This is a genomic window from Algoriphagus sp. Y33, assembly GCF_014838715.1.
Classification (GTDB): Bacteria; Bacteroidota; Bacteroidia; order Cytophagales; family Cyclobacteriaceae; genus Algoriphagus.
The window spans coordinates 3575298-3602139 of sequence record NZ_CP061947.1 but is presented as its reverse complement, the minus strand read 5'-3'; the positions used below and the strand labels follow the sequence as shown (position 1 = coordinate 3602139).

Annotated in this window: 26 protein-coding genes; 17 read left to right on the top strand and 9 right to left on the bottom strand. The window is 40.4% G+C overall.

Going from position 1 to position 26842, the window contains the following annotated elements; translation table 11 throughout:
* The first annotated feature begins 46 nt into the window (after window positions 1-46).
* From ID165_RS14460 to ID165_RS14410, 12 genes are all read left to right on the top strand, one after another.
* The gene (locus ID165_RS14460) at window positions 47-490 is read left to right on the top strand and encodes a DUF4844 domain-containing protein (protein ID WP_225586743.1); all 444 of its coding nucleotides are present in this window, start codon (window positions 47-49) and stop codon (window positions 488-490) included.
* 27 nt (window positions 491-517) lie between these two features.
* The gene (locus ID165_RS14455; protein ID WP_192085531.1) at window positions 518-967 is read left to right on the top strand and encodes a hypothetical protein; all 450 of its coding nucleotides are present in this window, start codon (window positions 518-520) and stop codon (window positions 965-967) included.
* 202 nt (window positions 968-1169) lie between these two features.
* Window positions 1170-1781 (top strand): FeoB-associated Cys-rich membrane protein, encoded by a 612-nt coding sequence (locus tag ID165_RS14450; RefSeq protein WP_192085530.1) that lies wholly within the window; start codon window positions 1170-1172, stop codon window positions 1779-1781.
* Window positions 1782-2524: 743 nt separating this feature from the next.
* On the top strand, window positions 2525-3745 hold the full coding sequence (ltrA, locus tag ID165_RS14445; RefSeq protein WP_192085529.1) for a group II intron reverse transcriptase/maturase: 1221 nt from the start codon (window positions 2525-2527) through the stop codon (window positions 3743-3745).
* A 211-nt stretch (window positions 3746-3956) separates the two neighbouring features.
* Entirely contained in the window at window positions 3957-4331 is a 375-nt protein-coding gene (locus ID165_RS14440; RefSeq protein WP_008992945.1) for a metalloregulator ArsR/SmtB family transcription factor, read from the top strand.
* Window positions 4328-4927 carry a mercuric transport protein MerTP gene (gene merTP, locus ID165_RS14435; RefSeq protein ID WP_008992944.1) on the top strand — a complete coding sequence of 200 codons (600 nt, stop codon included), beginning with the start codon at window positions 4328-4330 and terminating at the stop codon, window positions 4925-4927. Before ID165_RS14440 ends, merTP begins: the two co-directional genes overlap by 4 nt.
* A gap of 1 nt (window position 4928) precedes the next feature.
* Complete coding sequence (locus ID165_RS26770; RefSeq protein ID WP_008992943.1) at window positions 4929-5135, top strand: GDCCVxC domain-containing (seleno)protein; 207 nt, start codon at window positions 4929-4931, stop codon at window positions 5133-5135.
* Between the two features lie 170 nt (window positions 5136-5305).
* Window positions 5306-5887, top strand: a complete 582-nt coding sequence (locus ID165_RS14430) for a suppressor of fused domain protein (protein ID WP_192085528.1) — start codon at window positions 5306-5308, stop codon at window positions 5885-5887.
* A gap of 197 nt (window positions 5888-6084) precedes the next feature.
* Window positions 6085-6234: a hypothetical protein gene (locus ID165_RS14425; protein ID WP_192085527.1), complete on the top strand. Its 150-nt coding sequence runs from the start codon at window positions 6085-6087 to the stop codon at window positions 6232-6234.
* Between the two features lie 101 nt (window positions 6235-6335).
* Window positions 6336-6491, top strand: a complete 156-nt coding sequence (locus ID165_RS14420; protein WP_192085526.1) for a hypothetical protein — start codon at window positions 6336-6338, stop codon at window positions 6489-6491.
* 67 nt (window positions 6492-6558) lie between these two features.
* Complete coding sequence (locus ID165_RS14415) at window positions 6559-6747, top strand: hypothetical protein (RefSeq protein ID WP_192085525.1); 189 nt, start codon at window positions 6559-6561, stop codon at window positions 6745-6747.
* Between the two features lie 587 nt (window positions 6748-7334).
* A complete protein-coding gene (locus ID165_RS14410) occupies window positions 7335-9989 on the top strand; it encodes an N-6 DNA methylase (protein ID WP_192085524.1) in 2655 nt (884 codons plus the stop codon).
* Window positions 9990-10209: 220 nt separating this feature from the next.
* On the opposite strand, the gene ID165_RS14405 is transcribed toward ID165_RS14410, so the two are convergent.
* Window positions 10210-10404 carry a thermonuclease family protein gene (locus ID165_RS14405; protein ID WP_192085523.1) on the bottom strand — a complete coding sequence of 65 codons (195 nt, stop codon included), beginning with the start codon at window positions 10402-10404 and terminating at the stop codon, window positions 10210-10212.
* Between the two features lie 975 nt (window positions 10405-11379).
* Between ID165_RS14405 and ID165_RS14400 the strand changes: the two genes are divergently transcribed.
* Window positions 11380-12408: a nucleoid-associated protein gene (locus tag ID165_RS14400; protein WP_192085522.1), complete on the top strand. Its 1029-nt coding sequence runs from the start codon at window positions 11380-11382 to the stop codon at window positions 12406-12408.
* A complete protein-coding gene (locus ID165_RS14395; protein ID WP_192085521.1) occupies window positions 12395-13627 on the top strand; it encodes a hypothetical protein in 1233 nt (410 codons plus the stop codon). The genes ID165_RS14400 and ID165_RS14395 overlap by 14 nt, the downstream gene beginning before the upstream one ends.
* An 88-nt stretch (window positions 13628-13715) precedes the next feature.
* Here ID165_RS14395 and ID165_RS14390 read toward each other — a convergent pair whose 3' ends face one another.
* From ID165_RS14390 to ID165_RS14365, 6 genes are all read right to left on the bottom strand, one after another.
* On the bottom strand, window positions 13716-13955 hold the full coding sequence (locus tag ID165_RS14390) for a thermonuclease family protein (RefSeq protein ID WP_225587147.1): 240 nt from the start codon (window positions 13953-13955) through the stop codon (window positions 13716-13718).
* Between the two features lie 26 nt (window positions 13956-13981).
* The gene (locus tag ID165_RS14385; protein WP_192085520.1) at window positions 13982-14902 is read right to left on the bottom strand and encodes a hypothetical protein; all 921 of its coding nucleotides are present in this window, start codon (window positions 14900-14902) and stop codon (window positions 13982-13984) included.
* 25 nt (window positions 14903-14927) lie between these two features.
* Complete coding sequence (locus ID165_RS14380; protein ID WP_192085519.1) at window positions 14928-15377, bottom strand: thermonuclease family protein; 450 nt, start codon at window positions 15375-15377, stop codon at window positions 14928-14930.
* A 170-nt stretch (window positions 15378-15547) separates the two neighbouring features.
* Window positions 15548-16771, bottom strand: a complete 1224-nt coding sequence (locus tag ID165_RS14375; protein ID WP_192085518.1) for an IS256 family transposase — start codon at window positions 16769-16771, stop codon at window positions 15548-15550.
* Window positions 16772-16897: 126 nt separating this feature from the next.
* Window positions 16898-17296 (bottom strand): helix-turn-helix domain-containing protein, encoded by a 399-nt coding sequence (locus ID165_RS14370; protein ID WP_192085517.1) that lies wholly within the window; start codon window positions 17294-17296, stop codon window positions 16898-16900.
* Window positions 17296-17673, bottom strand: a complete 378-nt coding sequence (locus tag ID165_RS14365; protein ID WP_192085516.1) for a helix-turn-helix domain-containing protein — start codon at window positions 17671-17673, stop codon at window positions 17296-17298. The genes ID165_RS14370 and ID165_RS14365 overlap by 1 nt, the downstream gene beginning before the upstream one ends.
* Before the next feature lie 706 nt (window positions 17674-18379).
* On the opposite strand from ID165_RS14365, the gene ID165_RS14360 reads away from it, so the two are divergent.
* The 3 genes from ID165_RS14360 (at window position 18380) to ID165_RS14350 (ending at window position 24800) form a co-directional block, all read left to right on the top strand.
* A complete protein-coding gene (locus ID165_RS14360; protein WP_192085515.1) occupies window positions 18380-20152 on the top strand; it encodes a TlpA disulfide reductase family protein in 1773 nt (590 codons plus the stop codon).
* Window positions 20149-23334: a SusC/RagA family TonB-linked outer membrane protein gene (locus ID165_RS14355; protein ID WP_192085514.1), complete on the top strand. Its 3186-nt coding sequence runs from the start codon at window positions 20149-20151 to the stop codon at window positions 23332-23334. Before ID165_RS14360 ends, ID165_RS14355 begins: the two co-directional genes overlap by 4 nt.
* A 104-nt stretch (window positions 23335-23438) precedes the next feature.
* Entirely contained in the window at window positions 23439-24800 is a 1362-nt protein-coding gene (locus ID165_RS14350; protein ID WP_192085513.1) for a RagB/SusD family nutrient uptake outer membrane protein, read from the top strand.
* Window positions 24801-24863: 63 nt separating this feature from the next.
* Here the strand turns inward: ID165_RS14350 and ID165_RS14345 are convergent, their stop codons facing one another.
* Both ID165_RS14345 and ID165_RS14340 read right to left on the bottom strand, forming a co-directional pair.
* Complete coding sequence (locus ID165_RS14345; protein ID WP_192085512.1) at window positions 24864-25151, bottom strand: DUF6520 family protein; 288 nt, start codon at window positions 25149-25151, stop codon at window positions 24864-24866.
* Between the two features lie 882 nt (window positions 25152-26033).
* On the bottom strand, window positions 26034-26474 hold the full coding sequence (locus tag ID165_RS14340) for a MauE/DoxX family redox-associated membrane protein (protein WP_192085511.1): 441 nt from the start codon (window positions 26472-26474) through the stop codon (window positions 26034-26036).
* Between the last annotated feature and the right edge of the window lie 368 nt (window positions 26475-26842).

Below are 26842 nucleotides of genomic sequence, written 5' to 3'. Positions count from 1 at the left end.
GGAATGCTGTATACACAAGTGTTATAGGGCATTTAAAAAGACGACTGTGAAACTTAAAACAAACATAATAATTGCACTGACTTTACTTCTTTTTACAGCTTGTGGACAAGGACAAATAAAAACACCAGAAAATGCAATGACAAAATTTGAAGAGTTTAAGAACAGAGAAAAATTTCTACAAGATGACAAACTATTTTATCCAGGAATAGGTGAACCAAGTCTAAAGCCAGTTTTGACAGAAAAAATCAATCTTGCAGCAGACGATCTTAAAAAACTTGCAGACAAAGGAAATGCAACAGACAAAGAATATCAAAATGCAATCAAAATCGGACTTGACAGATTTGCCGAATTATACTTACAACTTGACACTGAAGACAGAGAAAGAGTTTGTAGCTACTTTGAAGAACTAATGGACATTGTTGGACTTGAAAGTTCAGATGGACATTTAAACAACTTCATGTATGGCTTTGACCCGACAACGAAAAAATGAATGCAAGAAAATTGACAAAGCAAACCAATGGCAGAACAAAATATTATTGACATAGTAGTTGAGAAACTTAACAAGTATCCTGACATTAAATTCAATAAGAAAAATGAAAGTGAACTCGAAATATTTTGCCGTGACGACAAAGGATTTGACATTTTGTTGCAGACCGATCAACGAGAAAACACACTCCATTTCGGAACTTTTCATTGGCACTATGACAACACCGAAGAAGAGACAAATGAAATGCTTCATCAACTTGTTTTCGGTTTGACAGGAATTGCAAGGCTTAAAGAGTTTTCAAAAAATGGAAAACCATATAAGTGGACACTGCAAATTCAAGATAAAGAAGGAAATTGGTTTGACAGCGGAACAATGGGACTAATGAATTTTAATTTTTGGACAAAATCGGATATTAAATATTTACAGAATGACCTGTTGCCGAAAGATATATTGTACTCTGACGATGAAGCAGACCAATAAAACGAAAAACAGGAAAACGCCCTATAACAGCATATATACCTCAGAGGGGGTGGTCGTTGTAAGTCAGGCTGTTTCTCATTATCCTATTACGGTTCTCGGCGGATACTGAACTGCTAGAAAATCCCCCTCCGAAGTATATATAATCGTTGGTGGCAAGGCTAACTGACACTTCACAGACAGACAAATTCAAAATAAACGAAGAATGAAAATAGTTTTTATAATAATCGGACTGATAGTTTTAGCAATTGTAGTTTTTGCTGTTTACAGACTTGTAACTGTTAAACGACAGAACAACAAACTCAACGCAGAACGTTTTGATAGAGTTAAAGAACTCTACGACAAACTTGAAAGTGGACAAGAAATTACGGGAAATGATGTTTTGCCATTTGCGAAAAACATATTAACCAGACAGACAGCATTTCAACTTTTAGCAGACCACAACAAGACAAATCTTTTTCCGAAGGAGTTCAATAATTTAATTTCAGGTGCTGAAAGTAATCTTGCAAATTGGTTAGAGTTTCCGACTGAACTTGATGCTTGCCCTGACGAAATTGAACATATTAAACGTGTAACCTTTGACTTTGACGGACAAAATAACTTTGTTCACTATGAAGTTTTTAAATGCAGAGTGAGCGAACCGCATTGGGCTGCAAAAGACGGATGGTTTTTAGGTGTAGTTGGACCATATTTTGACGACAGCAAACCTTACGATTTTCCGCAAGCGACTTTTAGCAGAATAAGTAGTACGTTAGACAAAGTAACGCCAGACGAAGAAGCAAAATGGGTGCACGAAAACATATCAATGAGACGATGAAAGGAAGCCCAGCCACCAACACGGGTTTTGCGTCAGGCGGGCTGACGTGCAAAATTGGAGCCTTGTACTTCTAATGAACTTTAGTAATAAATTGAAACTTTGTGCTCCGAAACCCGCCCGAACGCAAAGCCCTAAAACGTGTGTGACTTGAATCGACCTTAAAAGTAGGTTGAATGCTTTGAAATGGATGGAGGACTATTGAGAAATCAATAGCTAGGCCCTCCGATGGCGGCTTGCCGGAGCAGCTATCAAACCACCTTACGCTGCATCTAGTGGAAGCACTGATGTGGTGAGCGGTTAAGGAAAAATGGGAACATCGATTCCTGTAGGTGAGTACTGATGGAGCTGAACGAAAGTGAACCAGTGATGAAGCTTCGATATGGCAAATTAAGATGTGAAAAATAGGTAGTTACGTTTATACCTATGACTAAGTGTGGCAGACGCCCGGAAGATACCGGCCACACCGCATCCGGGGTTAAGCTGGCAGGAACACAGTACAGGCCATTTCAAAGCCTGCCCCGATGATTTCGGGGGAACAAGTGAACTCTATACCGTCAGGCCAAATCGAAAGAGGAAACCTGCACCTGTGGTTAGGTGAGGTATAGGGGACAGACCTATTCGTAGTAGTGATGAAGTTCCTGTAACGGGAATGGAGCACGGCAAATGTCCGGGGGACATTTGAGCGAGGAGGCGGGAAGGAGGCATGTTTGGTTTCAAACCAGTTTACAACCAAGCAATTTGGGATGACAGACTATTATGAAACAAAATCGCAACCAATTACCAAACTGATGGTATGGCAAGCGTACAGGAAAGTAAAATCTAACAAAGGAAGTGCTGGTATAGACCAGATGGGTTGGGAGGACTTGGATAAAGATCTCTCATCACAACTGTATAAACTGTGGAACCGCCTGACCTCAGGGAGTTATTTTCCTTCGCCTGTCAAGCAAGTGGAGATACCTAAGAAGGATGGGGGAGTTCGCAAACTAGGCGTACCGACCCTTCTAGACCGTATTGCCCAGCAAGTAGTGCGTCAGCACTTGGAGAGACAACTGGAACCCATATTCCATGAAAGTTCTTTCGGCTATCGACCCGGACGCAGTGCCCACCAAGCGGTTAAACAATCACAGCTGAATTGTTTTGGACATGATTTTGTCGTCGACCTGGATATCAAAGGGTTCTTCGATAATATTGACCATGACCTGATGATGAAAGCCTTGAGGCATTACTGCAAGGACGAATGGGTCGCACTATACGTGTCCAGATGGCTAAAGGCAGGTATTATGGCAGAAGGAGAGTATTTGAAAACGAGTGCAGGGACACCTCAGGGAGGCGTGGTAAGTCCACTGCTTGCCAACCTCTATCTGCATGTGGCTTTAGACGAATGGATGAGAAAGTTTCATCCCGAAAAGCCCTTTGAACGGTATGCCGATGATGTAGTGGTGCATTGCAAGACAGAGAAACAGGCGAAATTTATGCTTAGGCTAATCAGCCAACGCATGAAAGCCTGCCATCTGGAACTGCATCCTGTAAAGACCAAGATAGTAAATCTTCGTGGCCGGTCAGAGACCAAGCATCCAAGGAAATATGACTTCCTGGGTTTTACTATCAAACCAACCATGCAAACCATTAAAGGGAAGGGTATGCTACTGCCGGGAACATTTGTAAGCAGCAAATCCAAAGCATCGATATTGGGAAAGTTTAGAGATATGGCAATCCACAAGTGGCGAAGGCCGTTACTGGATATTGCCAAACGTCTCAATCCAATTATCAGAGGACTGCTGAACTACTACCACAAGCTGCGGGGAGAGCCTATGCGTGAAGTATGGAATCAGCTCAACCATCGTCTGCTCAAATGGGTAAAATGGGAGAAGGGACTGTATAAGATGGCCGCAGTCAGATGGCTGAAGCGCCAGTATAAAGCCTCTCCGAGCCTGTTTGAGCATTGGAAATTGGTTCAACCTTAAGTACTTTTAGTACCAAGCGATTTATAAACATGAAGAGCCGTGTGAGGTGAGAGTCTCACGCACGGTTCTGTGGGAAGGTGAGGGTGCAATTCCCTTGCCTGACCCGATTAGCGGTCAGGCAATAAAACGACCCGAGAAACAAATCGGGTTATTTTTAAAATATTGTATTTTAGCATTTGCTTAAATAAACAAGTTGACTATCTTTGTGTTTATGGAAAACAATTCTTGCATAAGACAACAAGCGGACATTAAACAAATCAACCGTTGTAAAGACCGAGTTGCAGAACTCAACGGCTCGTTTGACTACTTATCGAACGGACTTGAATTGGCGGGTAACAACGTCAGACTGAAAATCCTGTTCCTGCTTTATGAAGAGAAACAACTTTGCGTTTGCGACCTGAGTGATGTTCTTGGAATGACCATTTCGGCAGTTTCTCAACACCTGCGAAAACTCAAAGACCGAAAACTCATTGAAACAGAAAGGCAAGCACAGACCATTTTCTATTCGCTGACAAACGAATACAAAAACTTGCTTGAACCGTTTTTCATAATACTTGACGAAAACAAAATTTTGGAGACAATATGAAAAAGGACAATAAACTAATCGGAGCAGGAATTTTAACGGCATTCGCTGCTTCTCTATGCTGTATTACACCAGTTTTGGCACTAATTGCAGGAACAAGCGGACTTGCTGCCTCTTTTTCGTGGCTTGAACCTTTCCGACCGTATTTAATTGGTTTGACAATTTTGGTTCTTGGTTTTGCTTGGTATCAAAAACTAAAACCGAAAAAGGAAATAGACTGTGATTGTGAAACTGATGAAAAGCCAAAATTCATTCAGAGTAAAAAGTTTTTAGGAATTGTTACAGCATTCGCAATTGTAATGCTTGCCTTTCCTTACTATGCACATATTTTCTACCCTAAGACAGAAAAACAAGTAATAGTAGTTGACAAATCAAATTTACAGACCGTTGAGTTTACTATCAGCGGAATGACTTGTGCAGGATGCGAAGAACACGTAAACCACGAAGTGAACAAACTTTCAGGAATAATCAAATCAACTGCTTCATACGAGAATGGAAACGCAATCGTTGAATTTGACAACTCAAAAACTAACATAGCCGAAATCGAAACAGCAATTAACGGAACAGGATATTCAGTAAGAGACAAAAAGGAAAAATAAAATGGAAATAAAATTGCAATCAACAATCACTTGCCCCAACTGCGGACACAAAAAAGAAGAAACAATGCCGACAGATGCTTGCCAATACTTTTACGAGTGCGAAAACTGCAAAACTGTATTGAAACCACAACAAGGAGACTGCTGTGTTTATTGCAGTTATGGGAGCGAGAAATGTCCACCAATTCAACAAGACGAGAAATGTTGCTGACCGAAGAAAAAAAGCCCGAACCGCTAACAATGTATATACAAAATAGGCGAAATAGCAGTAAATTCAACGGTTGTAGCTCGCTTCAACTTCATCTCGGTTTGATAAGTTTGAAGCCCGCAATCGCCTACTTTGCATATACTAAACGTTGCCAGTAATGTAAACCAAACTTTATGTTGAAAGGAATATTTAAGAAAAAAACACCAGTCGAAAAATATTTAGCTCATTTAGACAGAATTTTTCAAACTGAACCCGAATTTTTTATAGAAAAATCTGAAAAAGATGGAATTGCTGGAGTTACAACAATGGTTTATAAAGATATTCCAGAAAAAGGAATGATAACAGGAGTAACTTACGGACTATCACTCGGAAATAATCCAGATTGGAAATTCGGACGACCTGAACTGATAATTACTGTTGATTCAAAAGATATTTCTTTCGCTCAAGTTGCGGGATTTTTAGCGAATAAATTAAGAGAAAATTGCCCATTTAGTTATAGTAATACAATCAATTTTAGAGAAAGTATATCTGACGAATCTGAAATGGACGCTTTTTTAGTTTTTACACCATCAATTTTGGAAAAAAAAGATTTCTCGAATATTGACATTGGATTAAATTACAAAATTAACATTGCCGGACTTTATCCAATTTACTCATCAGAAATGGAATTTATTGAAAAAAACGGACTTGAAGCATTTTGGAAACATCCGAATTTTGACTTGTATAATGTCAATAGAAAACGAATAGCGGAATAAAAACACTACTGGCAACAATGTGTATAAGCAATAGCGGGTTTGGTGCTAAATTGAAACGAAATGAATATTAATAAAGGTAAGTGTTTAACCGAAAAGTTAGTGGTTTTTAATCCGCTACTGCTCATACACTAGACCGTGGTGTGTCTTGAATCTTACCTTTCCTTATAGGGGAATCGTGATGAATGCTGTAAACTTACATGGAAGACATTGTTCGCAAGTGCAATGAGTTGGCCTTCCGCCTACGACTGTCAAGAGTAGTTGGCAAACCGCATCATGCTGCATTGATGGAAACATTCTTTGTGGTGAACGATGATGTTAAAAACGGGGACAAAGATTCCCGAAGGTGAGCATGATGGAGCTGAATAAATTGAACCTACTATTAAGCCTCGAAAGCGCAAATTGTGATGTCGAAAGCAGTCTCTCACGTTTAGGCTGTGAAACAAGTGTAATGGACGACTTGATTACTGATTACACGGCATCCGGGGTAAAGTGGGCAGGAACATCATGTAGGGTAGTTTATGGAACAAGAGAAGTCATTGCCGTTTTGTTAACCTTCACAGGGACGCAAACATCAGGTATCAATGAGGCAATGGTGGCGGACTAAACCGTAGTAGTATTGAAGCTCCTGTAATGGGAGTGGAGCGAAGGGTTTAGCTTGTCCGGTGTTCCTAGTGAAAGACAACCAGCGATGGGAGGATCAGTACAAGGAATACAAAGTCCCGATCAGGCCGAAAGGCGTGAGGATACAAATTGTGGAAAGCCATAAGGGACTGGACAAGAAGAGCCGTGTGAAGGGAGACTTTCACGCACGGTTCTGTGGGAAGGCAGGGGCGAAATTCCCCCGCCTGACCCGACTGTGACTTGAATCGACCTTAAAAGTAAGTCGAATGCTCTGATATGGATGGGAATACCATTGATGAATTAATAGCTAGATCCTCAAACGGTGGCTTGGAGGATTGGCCTTGAAATCGCATTACTCTGAAGTCCGGCTTATTTGAACACTGGAAATTGGTTCAACCTTAAGTACTTTTAGTACAAAGTAATTTATTAACCTGAAGAGCCGCGTGAGGTGAGAGTCTCACGCACGGTTCTGTGGGAAGTTGAGGGCGGAAATTCCATCGCATGATCCGATTGTGCGTCATACTGAAAAAGCCAACGCTCGGTGAAGGTCTTTCCCAATCGGCGACAAGACAATGAACATTTACACTATGATATAGTGAACTTTTACTATCTTCGACACCGAATAAATAAAACTTAGGTTATAAATGAATCGAATTAAAGGACAAAGGAATTTCGCAGACTTGGCTCAGCCAAACAAACAGGGAAAAGCTACAACACGATTAACGAATATGCTCGTAACGTGAGACAACCGAGTTTTGAAGACTTGTACAGCTTGCGGAAATCCTAAAGTTGAAATCAAAGATTTATTAACAGAAAGACAAAAATAATGGCACAATCAATAGAGCCGAATATTGCAGATTTAGCGAACGGATGGCTAAAAAAGTATAAACTGCCTTACAAATTAGAACAGGAATCAGTTAATGCAGAAATTGATAAAGCCCTTTTTGATTACTACACCAAGAATGGTGGAGCAGGTGCAAATCGACCAGATGCCAAAATATTACTTCAAGACAAAAATTTGGACTTCTTCCCTGTTCTTATTGAGTATAAAGGCTATAAAGACAAACTCGTAAAACTTGACAAAGACGGACAAGTTGAAAACAGAACTTCTAAAAATGAATCTCACTTTAAAAACATCAACTCTTTTGCTGTAAACGGTGCTGTTCATTACGCAAATGCCTTGCTTCATCATACAAGCTACACTGATATTGTTGCTATCGGAATGACAGGTCACAAAGATGAAACAGGCAAAATTCATCACGAAATAGGCGTTTACTATGTTTCAAAAAGCAATTTAGGAGCAGGTCAGAAAATTGGCGACTACACTGACTTTTCATTTTTAGCATCTAAGAATTTTGACGCATTTATTGAGTCAATAAAAACGCTTCAACTTTCACAGGAAGAACTAGACAAGCTAAAAGAGCAACGAGAAAGAGAAATTGACCAAAGCCTTGTAAAACTCAACAACGACATTTACCAGAACGAAAAAGGCTTAGGAGAAAATGACCGTGTTTATCTGGTTGCTGCATCAATTATTGCAACGCTTGGTATTCCAGGAAAAGTTACACCGCTTGAAAAATCTGACTTAAAATCATCAACTGAGAAAGGATATAGAGATGGTGATTTAATGATTAAAAAAATAGAATCATTTTTAAGTCATAAAGAACTACCAGACGAAAAGAGAAACCTCATTGTCAGAACCCTTTCTAACACTCTTTTAACTGAGAACATCAACAAAGTTCAAGACGGGGAAAGCCAACTTAAAAGAGTGTTTGCCAAAATTGTAGATGATTTAGGTATTTACTACAAAATTGGATTGACTACCGATTTCACAGGTAAACTATTTAATGAAATGTACGGTTGGTTGGGCTTTTCGCAAGATAAGTTAAATGACGTTGTACTTACGCCTTCTTATGTTGCTTCCTTATTAGTCAAATTGGCAAGAGTGAACAAAGATTCCTACGTGTGGGATTTTGCCACAGGTTCAGCAGGTTTGTTAGTTGCGGCAATGAACGAAATGCTAATTGATGCTAAAAACACTATCAAATCGCCAGACGAACTCGCAGAAAAGGAAGTTCAAATAAAAGCCGAACAATTACTTGGTTTAGAGTTGCTTTCTAGTGTTTATATGTTGGCAATCCTCAATATGATTTTGATGGGTGACGGAAGTTCTAACATTTTAAATACAGATTCAATAAAAGATTTTGACGGTAAATATGGTTTTGGAAGAACAGATAAAAAATTCCCTGCGGATGCTTTTATATTAAATCCGCCCTATTCTGCTCCAGGTAACGGAATGAACTTTGTCGAAAAAGCCTTAGATATGATGAACAAAGGCTACGCTGCAATCATTATTCAAAACTCATCAGGTTCAGGAAAAGCCGTTGCATATAATAAAAGAATTTTATCCAAACACACGCTTTTGGCAAGTATCAAAATGCCAGTCGACATTTTCATTGGCAAATCCAGTGTGAACACCAACATTTATGTTTTCAAGGTTAATGAAAAACATCATAAAGATGATATAGTAAAGTTCATTGACTTTACAAATGATGGATACACACGTGCCAATAGAAGAAAAGCAAGTAACAACTTAAAAGATACTGACCAAGCAAAAGAGCGTTATCAAGAAGTTGTTGACATAGTTCGTTTTGGAAAAAGTAAGCTTAACATTTTTACAGAAAGGGAATACTACGAAGGAAATATTGACCCAAATAATGGAGCGGATTGGAATCAGTCTGCCCCAATCGACAGTAAACCTAATTTGGAAGATTTCAGAAGGACAATAAGTAATTATATTTCTTGGGAATTGAGTTCTCTTCTCAAAAATCAAATTTTAGGAAAACTGTTAAACACAGATAAAGCTGCGAATACAGAATCAGTCTTATTATCTAGCAATATAACTGATTACGAATTAACTAAAGAAGAAACGCAAGCGTTAGAAAATTTTGACAATCTCAAGTGGAATATATTCAACCTTGAAAAACTTTTTGGAAAATCAACACGTGGTAAACGCTTGAAGAGTGCTGATAGATTGCCAGGAGATTTACCTTTTATTACAGCGGGCGAAACAGATGAAGGGTTCTCTGCATACATTGGAAATAAAGTCGAAATTTTTCCTGCTAATACTACAACTATTGATATGTTTGGTTCAGCCAAATATAGAAACTTTAAATATGGTGGTGATGACCATATTGCGGTTATTCATGCGAACAAAATTCCAAAAAATGCATCCGTTTTTGTAACTGCTTCAATCCACAAATCATCATACAACGGACAATTTAACTACGGTAGAAATTTTTATACAAAGGACGCTGACGCATTAAATATTTCGTTACCAGTAAAAGACAACAAGCCTGACTATAAAAGTATGGAGACAATTATTTCTGCCATACATAAATTGGTTATCAAAGACGTAGTTCTTTACATAGAAGGAAAAAAGAAAGAATTAACTAAATTGCTTGAAAATACCAACGCTTAAAGCTATACACATTAGCAATTAGTGTCAGAAACTATACCTACGAGACATTTCTAATCCTTGACGAGCCTGAGTTATATTAGCTTTTTCATCCCGGAAACCCTTCTTATAAAGGTTCCAGGTATGAATAATTTAAAGACAATCTTGGGTATTATCTAAAAGAACTGGAAAAGAAAGAACTAAGCAGAGCTGTTCTATGGGAAGAAGAGTATGCGGATAAGTCTCAATCATTCCACAGCCCTTTTCCATTCACTCTGGCTTTTTCTTGAACCTTCGTAAAATCCTCAACATATCTAACATTAGGTGGATAAGTCGCTAACCTTGCCAGCCCCATTTCCAGCAGATGTGCATTCAAGAAAGTACTGTCTTCCAGATACACGTATGCCAGAGTCCTGCCATATCGATCGTACTTCTGCACGTCATATTCAAGCTAGATCAGAATTCAGGGTTGGCCATCAAAGCGCTCGGCGTTGATTCCATGAACATACTGATTAAAGGAATGCTGGATAATCATAGACTCACCTATATCATCCATAGTTACTTTTATGTGCCGGATAGCTTCATGATGGACGAGAAGATCGTCTGTTGGATATTCTGGAGTATGACCCCTCTGATCAATGGTTTTAACTCTTTAGCGAAAAATTTCGATAACCAAAAAACCTGATCTGATAATTCAGATGAAACAATCTATATTCAATCACGGATAGGGAAAAGAAATCAATCCAATCACTCGCATCACAGATCTGAAGCCTACAACCTGCTTTCTATATTCGTCCGAAAAAAGGCACAGACAGGTGCAGATAATTCCTCTGACGGACTGAAAAACACAGCAAATTCTCACAATTTCTTTTCATTCCTACAAAAAATACCCTGTACAGGGTATGTGCTGGTATCATATTATTCTTTTTATTGCAGAAGTCTTTTAGTTACTGAAAGCTATCAGTTACCGCTGCCAAGCGCCTCCTCTTCAAGGAGAGCTTGTCCCGTATGAGCAAAACGATATCGGGATGAATGGGAGAAGGTAGCCTCACCAACTTTTATCACACCCATCCGGGCTTAAATCCGGAAACAAATCGGTCACCCATTTTAATCTGGATGAAAAAGGTACTATCAGTCTTCTTCCTACTTGCTGTAGCCCAGTGGATATTTCGGTCTGACCATGCCAGTCATTTCGGTCAAACCGTGCCGCTATTCCAAAACTGGCCAGGCATTAGATCTGGCAGCACCCGCCTGCTTAGAATATAAACCTTTCTATGCAGAAGCGGGAGAATCAAAACATATATTGCGAATAATTGATAGAAAGAGTTGTGATTAATTAATAAACTTCGAAAGTATGAAGAATAAATAACCTCTAAAGGACATAAACAGTCTCTCTCCTAAACTAAAAAAAAATATGGTAAATGTTAAGAAGTTTGTTATTCATGAAATTGAAAAAGAAAAGAATGTAAATGAAGGATTTGGCCAATTTTCCACTTCTTTGAATGATGTCAATGATAATATCATCGATTTAATTACTAAACTTGACAAGGGGTTTACTAAGGATGAAAGGGTGGTTAGAACAGAGTTTGAGGATAAGTACTCTTTCGTTTTTCAAGACGAGTTGAAAAATTATATTGACAATCAGTCTGATAAAGTATTCTTTTCTTTCACTAAGAATTCCTTGACAGAGATGGTTAAAATCATTCAAAATATTCCCTTTGCAACTGGCGGTTATTTTGTTTATTCAGTATATAAAGTAAATAATAAAACCTATATAGGTGTTTTTATAGTAAGAGATTCGGAGGGGGTTATTTTTAATAAAGGAGTTAAAGGTAGGTATACTGTTAATACAACAATGGTTATTAATATCGAGAAACTTGCAATGGCTTGTAGAATATTGATAGATGGTGTTGTTAAGGGGGAAGATCGTTATTTACATTTAACTCAGCCTCGGAAAGGTACTGTTTCTGACTACTTTTCAGAAACGTGGATTGGCTCTAAGCTTGTTGAAAAAAGTATTTCAGATACAAATTCTTTTTTAGAGTTAATTAAAAAAGTAGATTTACCTATAGATCCTGAAACCAGAAAAATCTATAACATTGATTCTTTTCGTGAGGATATGCTAAAATACATAGAAGGAAATGGAGGTGTGATTAGACTTACTGATATTGGTATGAGGTTTTGGGAAAATGATGAATATTTAATCGATATAGTAGAAGATTATAATCTTAATATCAGCAACGAATTTAAAGCTTCTAGCAGTATAAAATTTTTACGAAAATACGAAGTGTCTTATGGAAAAATTAAAGTTTCATTTTCCGTTGGGGATATCAATTCGGGTCATATTAGTATTGAAGATGATGATAAGATTATTATCGAATCAAAACAATTGCGAAGCAAATTTGATAAATTAAATTTACTGGATTCAGATGAGAATATATGAAGAATTAATTAATCAGCTGCTTAATACAGATAGTTTTAGCTATGATTTTGATAATGAGACTATTACATTTGTTCTTAAACCTAACTTTGAGGGCCTAGAATTAGAGGAATCAAATAATCAATTTTTATTATCTAAAAGTGATCTCCCATTTCAAGTTTATTTCTCTCGTAAGGAATACTCTGAAAAAGTTGGTTATAGAGATTTTAAAAGTGATTTATATGTTATTGAAGGCGGGAAGTTACTGTTTCAATTAGTTGATGGCTTGGTGTCGGTGTTTTCTTCAGGACTTTCAAAGAAAGATATTGAACAATTGAAATTATACTTCCAATTTTTGGATTGTTTCACTACTGAGTATAATAAGCATGGTGATTTAATTGACTATATTGACATATCTAAAAGAGAGATTGTATTAATTTCTAATGGATTAAATCGTGTATTTAAATTAAAGTTTCAAGATAAGGGTGAGCTAAATTTGAATGAACCTTTACGATACGAACTAGTAGATTTTGAGAAGTTTAAAATAGAACTTGAAAATAATGGCAAGAATTTCAAGGTATTCCTAAAAAAATCAATAATTGACTATGTGTCAAAGAATAGTGATTCTTCCTTTATAGATGTTTTTATTAATTTTCACAAAATTCTATTTGAATCTAGACTTAATTTCGATGTTTATCTAAATGAGCTTTCAATATCAAAAATTAGAGATGAATACGAAGATTATAAGAATAAGTACTTTGAAGAACAGAATACTATACTGTCTCGCTTAACTAATCAAGTTATTTCATTACCAATTTCTTTAGCCGGTGCTGCATTTGCAATATTTAGATTAAAGGAAGATTTAGCTGCAGTAATTATTATTATTTTATCTATATTTGTTCTGGGTGCATTTTTTACATCTTTTATAAGAATGTATTTTTATGATTTAAATAGGATTGCATACTTAGTTGAGAAAGATTATAGTTTTTTAACTTCTAATAGATTTTTTATTACTTATCAAGATGAACTGAGTTATTTTAAAGAATCAAAGGATTGGATAGAAAAAAGGTCTGAGCAGATTAAAATTAGGTTAAGGTGTTTTTTCTATACTATCTGGTTGTTTAATGCTTTGATTCTAGGATATTCAATTGTTAATTTTTCTTCTATATTTCATATTTTTTTATTTATTATTTTTGCACTGCTAGTGATAATTTGTTTGGAAACATTAGTTTTTAGTGATTAATTTTTTGAGTTATTTGAATCTTTTAAATAGCAATATTATATGAATAGCAATAAATACTTTTGTTAATTTTTTTTTTTTTTTTAATTCATTATTTAATGTTGAAAGGCTGACCATTATATCCAATCTCTTTGGATTTATATGGAATCTTCGTAATACCCTCCACATACCTCGCATTCGGAGGATAGGTCGCCAACCTAGCCAGCCCCATTTCCAGCAGATGCGCATTCAAGAAAGTACGGTCTTCCAGATATACGCATGCCAGCGTTCTTCCATATCGGTCATATTTCTGAACATCATATTCAAGAAACACCTTTTTTCCCTTTTGCAGCTTCTTTATAAATGCATAAGAAAAGCTTAACTTTCTATCACCTCATTGCTCACTACTTCCCCAGTTCGGTACACCAGGATTGCTTTTCTCACTTCTTCATTAAGTTTCACCTCAATGGTGATATACTCACCGATTTGGTTTAATAGCTTTATAGAAGTACTACATCCAGGACAGGTGGTTACGCCATAAAAGTCTAAAATGTTTTTGGCCCAGGATTGGCAGATTGAGTAATCAAAGCCATCCACTGAATTTTCCCATACGGCTAAAAAGAAATCTACTTCAAAATAAAGTACTCCCAGCGGTGGAGAGTAGGGCGCTCTGCATTCCCAACGAATGCTTTCTGAAAAATCGCTGCTTATAAATTGAGTATAGGATACTCCATAGTCATTAATCTCCCCGTTATACTCTAATAAAAAACCACCTTTCCAGGGTCTTACATAATCGAGAAAGGGAAATGCATTTCTAGGGATATATTCAGTTGTGGATTTAAGCTCCCAATTATCATGGCTAATCCTTAAAAGGCTTTTAGAGCTGATAGCATCCTCATTTAGGGTCGTATTGGAAAAACCGTAAATTTCGAAGAATTCAAAGTCCCAAACCATATGGGAGTGTAGAATAGGATTATAGATTGCTTCTGAGATAAGAGAATCCGGATCCAGGTCTATTGTATATTCTGTTATTTTTTTATCTGGAGATTCAAAAATACCCAACCAGAACTCCCCATTAGTACCTCCATAGAGATAAGTATGTTTTGTGGCTCCATACTCATATAATCCTAAATAATCCAGATCCTGGACATCAATTAGGGAACCATAGATGGCAATTAAACTATCTCTTAATGCAAGTTGTGGGTCTATTGGACTGCTAGGTTCATGAGATTCCTTACATGCTGTGCAAAGTACTGCAAACGCAAAAAGGAACAGAATTTTATTGGTAAAAATCTTCATAGACCGATTTTCTCCATAACATTCACTATTCGATACTATTTCCCTGCACCTCCCTAAAAAACTCAACATACCTCACATTCGGCGGAAACGTAGCCAACCTTGCCAGCCCCATTTCCAGCAGATGCGCATTCAAGAAAGTACTGTCTTCCAGATACACGTAGGCTAAAGTCCTGCCATATCGATCGTACTTCTGCACGTCATATTCAAGCAGCACCTTCTTACCCTTTAGCATGTTCTTCACATATTCAGAGGCTTCCTTGCCTCCCGGCTGCTCTTCCGTCAGTCCTTCCCATTTCACTTCAGGTGTATCCACTCCGATCAATCGGATTTTCTCGTTTTTCCCGGCACCCATCTTCACCCAAAAAGTGTCTCCATCCACGAACTTATGAATCTTATACGGTCCATATCGTTCTTGGGCAAAGAGGAGTGTGAATGTGGAGAATAAGAAGATTAGAGCTAAAAGAAATTTTCTCATGTCAGTAAAACAGTTTGCATTAACAATTTAAGAAGAAAACTTGAATATTTTTTTGCTGTGGATCATATGGGAAAAATAAGATTCCTGTCCGGGTGGAATTTTTTGGGAGTGTTAGCTAAACTCTGTCCTTCCCTTCCCTTGGGGTACCCCAAGGGAAGGGAACTAATTAATTAATTTGTATTGATGTCCAGCTTCAGCCTCCCCTCAAATTTAATGGCCAGCTGCTGGACTGTCAAGCCCCAGTTGTGCAAAGGGGAGCTCCATTTTTTCTCGATCCGCCGGGTAGCAAGGTACACGAGCTTCAACAGTGCCATATCACTGGTAAATGCCCCTTTGGTCTTGGTGACCTTTCTCACCTGCCTGTGATACCCTTCCACGGCATTGGTGGTATAGATCATCTTTCGGATGCCCTTGGTGTATGCAAAATAAGCGCTTAGCCTTTCCCAGTTGCTGTTCCATGACCGGAGTACCACCGGATATTTCTTCCCCCATTTCTCTTCCAGATCCAGAAGGGCTGATTCTGCCAGATCTTTGGTGTCTGCCCCATACACCAGCCTGAGGTCACGGGCGAACTCCTTCTGATCCTTACTGGCCACATATTTCAGGCTGTTGCGGATCTGGTGGACGATACAGAGCTGGACCTCTGTTTTGGGGAAAACCGAATGGATCGCCTCCGGAAAGCCTACAAGGTTATCTGTACAGGCAATCAGAATATCACGGACACCACGGTGCTGTAGGTCACTGAGCACCTGTAGCCAGAAGTTGGCCCCTTCGCTTTCAGACAGGTACATTCCCAGGATTTCCTTTCTCCCGGATTTGTTGATCCCAAGCACATTGTACAGTGCCTTATGCTTCACCTTGCCTTCTTCCCGTACCTTGAAGTGCATGGCATCAAGCCATACGATGCAGTAAACCTCCTCCAACGGACGGTTCTGCCATTCCTTTACCCTGGGGATGATACGGTCGGTAATATCACTGATTACCTGGGTAGAGACCTCGGTGTCGTACATTTCCCTGATATGTGAGGAGATGTCACGAAGGCTGCTGCCCATGCCATAAAGGGCGATGATCTGATCTTCCAGATTGTCTGCCAATATCCGCTGGCGCTTTTCGATGATCTTGGGCTCAAAGCTGCTGTGACGGTCCTCCGGGGTGTCAATGGTCACTTCGCCAACGTTGCTCTTCACTGTTTTGGTACCTTTTCCGTTGCGCTTATTGCCCGAGGACCACCCTTTGTCTTCATCACGCAGATGCTCATCCATCTCTGCCTGAAGTGACTCTTCCAAAAATTCCTTCAGAATTGGTGAAAGTGCACCGTTCTTCCCGAAAAGGTTCTCTCCAGATAAAAACTGCTCTAATACTTTTTTCTTGAATGCTGATTCTTGTTCTTTCATACTGCTCTATCTTATAAACTTTAACTAAAATTCAAAGTTTTAGACAGAGTTTAGATTACAGTCTCAATTTTTTCAAGATGATTAACTTTAATTTCTTATGTATAGCTTGAAGAAGTGAGGCTATTTCTATTTTTCCCTAATTATTTTAATAAATTCTTCTCTTAGCTTTTCGAGCTGTTTTTCAAAAACTTCGATGGTTTCTTTTAACGGATTATTTATGTTCTCAACATTGGCATTGATACTTGACGCATTCACGTTGCTGTTTTCGTAAAAATTAATTGTGTTATAAAGTACTTTTTCTTCACTAAGCCCCTTGAGACCTTCGAGAGTGACCTCCAAAGCGTTCGCTATTTGTTGCAATTTTTCATCGGATATATTTTCGGATTGTTCAAGTTTAGAGACAGCTTGCTTCGTTATACCTCCAAGTCTATCACCTAATTCAGATTGGCTAAGACCTCTAAGTTTTCTTACTCTTTCAACTTTTCTCCCCTTATGAAACGACAGTTTTTCAGATACATTTTCCATTATTGTTCAGGTTTATTTTTTTTGAATAGCTCGATTTTTTCTCGTTCACTCGCCAGTAGTCTTTCATAAAGTTCTATTACTTTATCTAGTGGATTAAAGACTTGGCTGATCCCGTTTGAATTTTCTGTTATTGTAGTATTATCAATATTATTTGAAATATGATACAAGGCTGAATTTTCATCAAAATTGTCCAAGAACTCTGGTGATACACCAAGTGCTTCGGCGATTTGAGCAAACAGGTTGTCATCAATATCTTCCAGATTCTCTATCCTTGACATTTCAGATTGAGAAACATTAAGATCCTGAGCTAAAGAATCTTGCTTAATTCCCTTAAAGTTTCGGCATTTCGCCACTGTTCTTCCTCTATGCTTATTCATAAAATTTATTTTTGAATAAATGTCAACCTTTTTTGGTTAAAAATCAACCTGAATAATTTATTTTTTTCTGAGTATTGGCGCAAATTGGATGAATAATGAAAAAAGTATCAACGGAAATTGATTTTGCAAAATGCGAGTATGCCCTTTTAGAAAATTGGGGAATATTAGATTTTGTTTTTTCAATTACTCTGTTTGATTTACTATTCAGAAGAAAACCTAAGAATCCGATCTGAGGATTCATTTTTAAGACCGTGAAAGGGGAGGTGCACATCCCTGAGCAGATCGGTTACTACACACTCACGTCAGCAAGCTCAGAATAGCCGGTAGAGCTGACAGATTACATCTTATTATTAATTAATGCTGGTTGGTCGGATAGACTGAGGTGGGATTGATATGTCTGGTTTGGAGTAGCAAGTAGCAGGTATCAAGTAGCTAGAGAGTAGAGCCAAGAAGCAAGAAGCTAGAGTCAAGCTTGCCTGCCGAAGGTAGGAGGCAAGATTCAAGCGTTCGTGATAGTGCTTTCAGCTTTCAGCTCTCGCACTTCCCTTCTGAACACTGAGACTGCCTACTGCGACTGAGATTTCTCCTCGTACCTCGTCGAAATGACCTAAAGACTGCTACTGCCTACTGACCACTTTCTTCGGTCTTCCGTCTTCGGTCTTCGGTCGGTGAGCCCGTCGAACCGCCAGCTTAAAACAAAAAGCACATGAAAAAACACATACTCATCTGCTTAGTGGGACTGCTATGTCTTCCCACAAGCACACTACTGGCACAAGTTGCTGATTCACCCGGGGCGGATTTTCTTCATAGGTCTGTGCCCCAAGTCTCCCCTGAACACGGAGACACCCATCGGGGCGGGAATGCCCGTCCCGATACTTTGCCGGAGAATAGTAGTTTGGTTGATCACTTCGGCACCCAAGGGCAGGAGAGCGAAAGCTCTTCTGCTTCGGTGGGGGAGGCACTTATCTATGGGGAGATCATCAATCCTGATTCGCTGGGGCCGATCAGGCTGACTGTTACTCCCTACTATCTGGATCCCAAATCCTCTTTTATGAGAAAGGAATCAACCATAGATCCACAGAGGGGAGAATTCTTTGATGGGGTCATGAATAAGAGGACTATGAAATTTCTTGCTGAACTGTCCTTGGGTAAACGCACGGGTTATTTCACGCTGTCCATTGATGGCTGGCCGATTCTCGAAAACTACCTGGTCCATCCCGGGGATAGCCTGATGCTTAGCCTAAACCTGAGATTGATGGAAGTTCTGTTTGCCGGAAGCGATGCAGCCTTTTATGAAGCCCAATATATGATAAAACGGGAGCAGAAACGCCGTGCCTTTGCATCTCCGAGGCAGTTGGTGGCTCAGGCAGACAGCAGGATGCTGCAAGATCCTGATAACCAAGCCAAAATAGCGAAGTATAAGGGTGCTTATGGTGCCGAATTGCTCATATTTGAGCCGGGAACTGAAAGCTTGGAATATTTAATGAATACGCTAGGGCATCCAGAGGAGGCTTTACAAGCCCAGATTACGGTACTTAACGGGTTTTCCGATCAGCTCAGTAATGAGGAATTTGATCTGTTGGAGGCTAAAATCTACAGTGACTTCTATGCCGGCGGGTTTTCTACCTATCGTAAGTTTTATCATCCCCAGGTGGAAAGACAATTCAGCGAAGATGAGAGGCTGGATTTCAGAAATAGAATGCAGGTTTTTGTCGAAAAAGCTGAAGCTGAAGAATACCTGCAGCATACCCGGTTGATTTCTGATTCTTACCTCATGATGTCCCTTGAAATCTCCATTCTTAAATCCCTCTGGGAAGAGGAATCCTTTCTGGAGATCGTATCGCGGGACCATACCGGTGAAGTAGCAGACCGCCTCCGTGCCGGATATCTGTCCAATTACCTTTCAGCGCTTTCCGGACAGGAAGAAAAAATACAGAGGTTTTTGGAAGTGACTTCAGTATCCCCATGGAGAGAAAGAATTGTGAGCCTTGAAAAATCCCATGTACCGGGCGATTCTATTCTGCCGATAAGGTTATCCGATCTTCAGGGAAACAACTATACCCGTGGGGACCTGCTGGGAAAACCCACCCTTCTCTATTTCTACTTTAGCTCCTGTGCGCACAGTGCCACTTACTTTAAGGAATACCTTTTTCCGCTCTATGGGCAAACCAAAGAGCTGGGCTATGAGTTGGTCGCTGTTTCTGTGGACAGGGATAAGGAATTCTGGAAATCACACATTGATCAATACTCTGACTCCACTATTCTGAACCTCAATCTTTCCGGAAAGGATAAGCAAAGGTGGATCAGCTACTATGAGATCTATGGCTATCCCAAAACCATGCTCCTTGATGAGCAGGGTAGAATTGTCTCTTTTGATATACGCGAGCTAGGGACGGATTATCAGTCCTTTCACGACAACTTCCTAAAACTGTACCAAGAAGAAATTTCCCATTCACCTTTTTCTGTACCAAACCTATGAAGACTTTCAGTTTATTCTTAATTCTAATACTCAGTAGTTTAGTCTCATTTTCCCAGACAGAAATGAGGATAATGGAAGGGCGGATCACCGCCTCAGAAGATAAGTCGGCTCTTCCGGGGGTCACAATTATGGTGAAGGGAACCTCTAACGGCACAGTTTCCAATGAGGAGGGGAAGTTTCGCCTTTCTGTACCAGAGGGTGATGTGCTGTTGGTTTTTAGCTTTATCGGATATGAATCACTGGACTATGTGGTTTCTGCTGGACAATCCTATCTGGAGGTGGCATTGCAGGAAAAGGACATTGATTTAGAAGGGGTGACCATCGTATCAACGGGCTTCCAGGAGCTCCCTTTGGAACGTACCACCGGATCATTTGTGGGAATCAACAAGGAACTCATTGAACGCAGGGTGTCCACCAATATCATAGACCGGTTGGAGGATGTAACACCTGGACTGGTTTTTAACAGGGACAGGCCCAATCTGGCAAGTGGAGAGAGCATCTCCATCAGGGGAACTGCTACCTTGATCTCATCCAGTGAGCCGCTAATAGTAGTGGACAACCTGGCTTACGATGGACCACTTTCCAGCATCAATCCCAATGACGTGGAGAGCATTACCGTTCTCAAGGATGCGGCGGCTGCTTCTATCTGGGGAGCTAGGGCAGGAAACGGGGTCATCGTGATAACTACCAAAAAGGGTGCATTTGATAAGCCTATGAGGGTGGAGTTTAATTCAAATGTAACCTACATACAGGAACCGGATCTGTTCTATTATCCTACCATGACTATTGGGTCCTTGGTAGATAAGCAGACAGACCTTTATGAACAAGGCTACTATAACAGCCAGCTTAACAATATCCGTAATCCTGTAGTCAACCCACTGGCAGAAGCTTTTTATGCCCATGAGCAGGGGTTGATTTCAAGCGGGGAGCTGGAAGGGATTGTCGGGACGCTCAGAAATTCCGACCTACGGAGGGATAGGAAGGAATACCTGACACGTCCGGCGGTCAACCAGCAATATTCCTTGAATATTTCAGGTGGCTCAGCAGCGTATAACTATCAGGTCAGTGCTGGTTGGGATAAGAACCGGGGATCAGAAGTCACTGTGGACAATTCGAGGATTACGCTTTCGACAAGGCAGAACTGGAAAATATGGAAGGAGAGGTTGCAATTCGGAGTAGGGGGATTTTACGTTCAGTCAGGATCCAATTCCGCTGTTCCGTCAACTTCCAGTCTTAATCCATATGACCGGCTTGCTGATGAAAACGGCGATCACCTCTCTGTTTACAGTGATTACAGCATCAGGTTCAAACAACAGATGGCAGACCAGCTCGCATTGGACTGGAATTATGTTCCCCTGGATGAAATAGGACTTACACCGACAACGACCCGTTCCAAAGACCTGAGGCTTTTCCTTCAGACTGACTATAGTATCCTTGAAGGACTGGATTTATCGGTCAATTATCAGTACTGGACCAACCGTAGGACTTCGGATAATTACAATCCGGTGGAATCTTACTTAGCAAGGAATCTCATCAATTCATTGACAGAGATCGGCGAAGACAACCAGCTGATCCATCATGTGCCCATGGGTGGGATACTGAACCAAAACAATACACAGGCATACAGCCATAACCTAAGAGGACAACTAAGTTATGGTAGGACTTGGGAGAACCATCGCATCAATGCTTTTGTGGGAGGGGAATTTAAGGATCAGGAGAGTGAAAGCTATGGGATGAGATCTTACGGGTATAATGCCGAAAACGGAACCTCCCTCCCTGTTGATTATCTGACAAGAAGGACAAATATTGCTACTGGGAGAATGGAAAATGTTCCATTCACTGAGAGCTTTGGTGGAATCACGACCCGGTTTGTATCCTATTTTGGAAATCTGGGGTATAGCTACCAAGGCAGATACCTGCTGAATGCCAGTGCCAGAAAAGATGCCTCCAATCTCTTCGGAGTCAATACAAATCAAAAAAGTGTACCACTCTGGTCCGTTGGTACGGGATGGATACTTTCTGAGGAAAGCTATCTAAAGGGAGGCTTTATAGACTTTCTCAAACTTAGATTGAGTTATGGATACAATGGAAATACCAATCCAAATGCGACTGCACTAACTACCGCTAACAGCTATGCAGGGGCTCAAAACCTGTTGACTTATCTTCCATATCTGGGAATACGTACCCCTCCAAATCCGGAATTGAGGTGGGAGCGTATCAAAATAACCAATGCGGGGGTGGATTTTGAACTTTTGGGATCCCGTCTGTCGGGTTCGGTGGAATACTATGACAAGCAGGGGCTTGATCTGTTGGGGCAGATCCCTTTGTTCCCCTCTTCTGGGTTCAGTAGCGCAACATTGAATTATGCCGCCACGCATACCAAAGGCTGGGATATCGTACTGAATTCTGTCAATACCAAAGGATCACTGAGATGGGAGACTTCTTTGTTTTTAAGTTTGTTGAAAGAGGAGGTGACCGAGATTGAAAATGAACCAACCGCCACACAGCTGATTGATTATTCCCCATCATCGCCGACTCCTGCCTTGGGAAAGCCATTGTTCTCTATTTTCAGTTTTCCGTTTGCCGGGCTACAGCCTTCGGACGGGGCTCCTATGGGCATAGTAGAAGGGGTAGCCAGCACGGATTATGCGACAATTTACAGTGAGGCCACACCGGATAACATACAGTTTCATGGCAGTGGACGTCCTACCAAATTTGGGGCTATACGCAATACAATAAGCTACAAAGGATGGAGCCTGTCCGCAAATATTTCGTACAGGCTGGGTTATTATTTCCGACGTCCTTCTGTGGATTTTGACCAGATCAATAGGGGAGGGTTTGGCCATGCCGATTATGAAAGGCGCTGGCAACAGCCCGGAGACGAGCTTACCACACAGGTCCCTTCAGATCCGGCAAAAGTGGATGCCTTCAAAACACATTTCTACCTCAGCAGTAGTGCAACGGTGGAAAAGGGTGATCACATTCGGTTGCAGGATGTTAGATTGTCCTACAAGTTAGCTCCTAAAAATACCCGTACGGCACTTTTCAGGACATTTGAAGCCTACTGCTACCTCAACAACCTTGGTATTCTATGGAAAGCGAGTGATAAGGTAGAAGACCCTGATTACCTTTTAAGCCCTGCCTTGTTCTCATCAGCCATAGGCTTCCGCGCCTCATTCTAATGTTTAACCTTACGCCTAGGGATATATTGGATTTTAAGCGGGTCATTGCTTTAATCTTCCTGCTGGGAAAATATCCATGGGTTTACCATTTAAAACTAAATACTATGAAAACTCATTATATAAAAGTCCTGCTTGTGCTTTTTGGGTTCATTGCCCAATCATGCTCCGAATTTCTAGATGCCAAACCTAATCAGGCCTTGGTGGTCCCTGCCTCATTGGATGACTTCCAGGCTTTACTGGATGCTGAGCAGCGCGGAATGAACTCTTTCCCAATAATAGGAATGATAAGCTCCGATGACCTTGTTTTTGGAGAAGGACTCATCCAGAGACTTTCCTTTAATTTGACGGCTACGTATTTCTGGGAAAAAGAACTTTATATGGCGGACGATTCAGATGCGAACTGGTCATCCCCTTATAATAAAATATCTTATGCCAATGTGGTATTGGATGGATTGAACGGGTATGAGACTCAAAATCAGGTTGAAGAACAGCGCAAACTGGAACTTGAGGCATCTGCCATGTTTTACAGGGCTATGGGACATTTTGAAGTACTGCTGCATTTTGCTGAGCCTTTTGATCCTGTAATGGACGACCAGTTGGGCATACCTATCCGGTTGACCTCAGATGTGAATATTAAAGTAGGCCGATCTACCATGGTGGAATCTTTTAATCAGATTATCAGCGATCTGGAATATTCCTCACGGGTACTGAATGATAAACCTACCATTGCAACCCGTCCATCAAAATGGGCAGCATTTGCCATGTTAGGCAGGGTCTATCTGACCATGCATAATTATGAACAGGCTTACGAATACTCAAAAAAGGCTTTGCAAATTGACGATACATTGATGGATTATAAGAGCCTAGATTCAGATTTGCCTTATTCATTTGAAATTTTCAATCCTGAAGTCATTTTTTACCAGCGGCAACTTAGTTCCACATTTACCACCAATGCGGAGAACATGGTTAATCCCGATTTGGTAAGTCTTTATGACAGCAGTGATTTAAGGCTGACCTATTTTTTAATAGAAGGTAGAGAGGAGGGCGTTTATAATTTCCGGGGCAACTATACGGGGGATTTCTACAACTTTGGCGGCATTGCCACGGATGAAGTTATTCTCAATTATGCAGAGAGTGCAAACAGGTTAGGCATGGATACTGACGCATTGGAAAAATTAAACTATTTATTGGAGCACAGAATGGAGTCTGGATACAATGCTGTTGAAGGATTGTATGATGTAAATTTACTCAAGAAAATAGTGGAGGAAAGGAGGAAAGAATTGCTCTACAGAGGAATACGTTGGTGGGATTTAAAGCGACATAACAAATATCCTGAACTTGCGGTCACATTAAGGCGTGAATTCAACGAGGGGGGGGCACTATTGGAGCCGGATGATCCACGGTACACATTCATGATTCCTCCTGCGGAGATAAACCTGAACCCGATGCCGCAAAACCAAAGATGATCAGTAAAAAAAGGCATTCCTTTCAGGGGAATGCCTTGATTTCCGGATTCTTTAATTCGGAAATTATTTTACAAATGAGTCAAGTTCACCGGTAATGATGAATTCACCTTCTTCTACTGGAGTACTGTTTTTATCTGGCATTTCGAAAGAACAATCCTCGTTTTTCAATTCATCACAGACATAGGTTTCAGGACCTGGGGTTACGCCAGCCAAATTGTACCAGATCTCTGGCCCTGGGGCAGGATCTTCAGCATATCGCTCGGTGGGATCATTGGCAAAATTCATGGCCATGGCCAGGGTTGCCCCGAACACTAATCCTAGTGCTGGGAGCAGGTTTTTAAGTGATTTCATAGTCGTGTTGGTTGTGGGAGTTGCCTCCCGGGTTAACTTATTCGGTACTCAGTCCCACTGATGCGGAGTCCCTTCCGTGGACTTTTTCCTTCGTGAGGAATCCGCCCAAAGACTCCGGCTCAGCGGGTGAACCGTCCAGGTTGCCCCGGTTTGGGAGCCGGTTCCGCTCCCTGCACCGCCGAGTGTTGACTGGCATCTCTACTCCCAGTCATTAGAGATGGACGGTGCGGTAATTAGGTTTGATTTCCCAAGACCAATGGTCTTAAGGGAATTTGTTCATGCTATTTTTTACAGCCCGTGCTTTAGATCTTTGGGCTGTGGGCGGCGGCTCCACCTCCGTCGCCCTTTATTATGTTGATTTACTATGGTAAATGGATAGATTCTAGGAATGGATTATATTTGAGTAAGAGAAAATTGTGATTTCATATTTTTTGAAACTTAACAGCTAAAGAGTCCGGGGCATCTGCCTTGGACTTTTTTGTCTAGATCTGGTGAACAGCGATTGTGCTGATCGTGATTTGTAATCCCAACCCCAACCCGTAGGATTTCTAATCCGATAATTTACAAACGCTGCAGACCTCCTCGGGACAAGCTTTCTTCTTATCACTGTATCTCATGTCCGGGGCAATGGCTTTTTTATCTTTTTTTCACCGGGTTAAAACCCTGTGCAATAAAATCTGACATGCCTGCCTACCGGTCAGGCAGGCCTACGGCATTGCTCTGTTTCTGCAGGACTTTGGGAGATTATTCAATCTAAATTCTCTCCTCACTACAGGTTAACCTTTAACTATTAACATTTAACCTATCATCTGACACCCGTCATCAATCATCAATCATCGGACTTTTCTCCCGTCTTCGGTCTTCTATCATCCAACAACTCCACTAATCTTCCAATTTTTCAATCTTCAAATCTTTCAATCGAATCAACTCTTCAAATCGTAATCCCCAAATAGCTATTCCAATACAAATCATATTTAACACGAAATGCTCCGCCCAACCCAAACTGTTGAGAATTCCTGCGCAGTTGCACGGCACCCTCGGAAATGCTCCTACCCAGATCAGGCCCACATAAGTGGTAAAGACGGTGAGGAGGAGAATACTTGAGAGATATCCCCACCATCTGCTGACAGAAAAGAGTAGGAGCCCGGCGATCAGCAACTCTACAGTTGGGACTGCGTAGGCCAGCACTTCCGCCAGTTCCCCAGGAAAGGTCTGGTTGTGAAAGGCATCCCTGCTTGCCCCAAACCTTAGGAGTTTGTCCAGTCCTGTATAGATCCATAGCAGGATTAAAAGGGCTGAAGGTAATTTTGATAGCTTGTCCATTACTGTTGGGATAATTCATGCGAATTGCTGTTAATATTGTGCTCTAGTTATTTGTTAAGGTTTTTAAATAATTGAAAAACAACAGTTAAGGAGCATGTTGTTGTTTTGTTGAACTGTGATAAATGTCAGGAGAAATAGAACCATAAAGCAAGTAAGTGGCGAACATGGCAGGGTTTTGGGTGAAACTTGCAACCAACTGATGGGTTTATTCCTAATGAGTTGGTCTTGGAAGAATTTCTTTGGGTAGTTAGCCATTGAAGCGGGTTTTTTTTTTTTTGGGATAATCCTAACTGATTAATGATAAGTGGATTAAGCTGCTGCTAGAATCAAGAATTTGCTAAAAAAGTATTGTGTCATTAGTCATAATG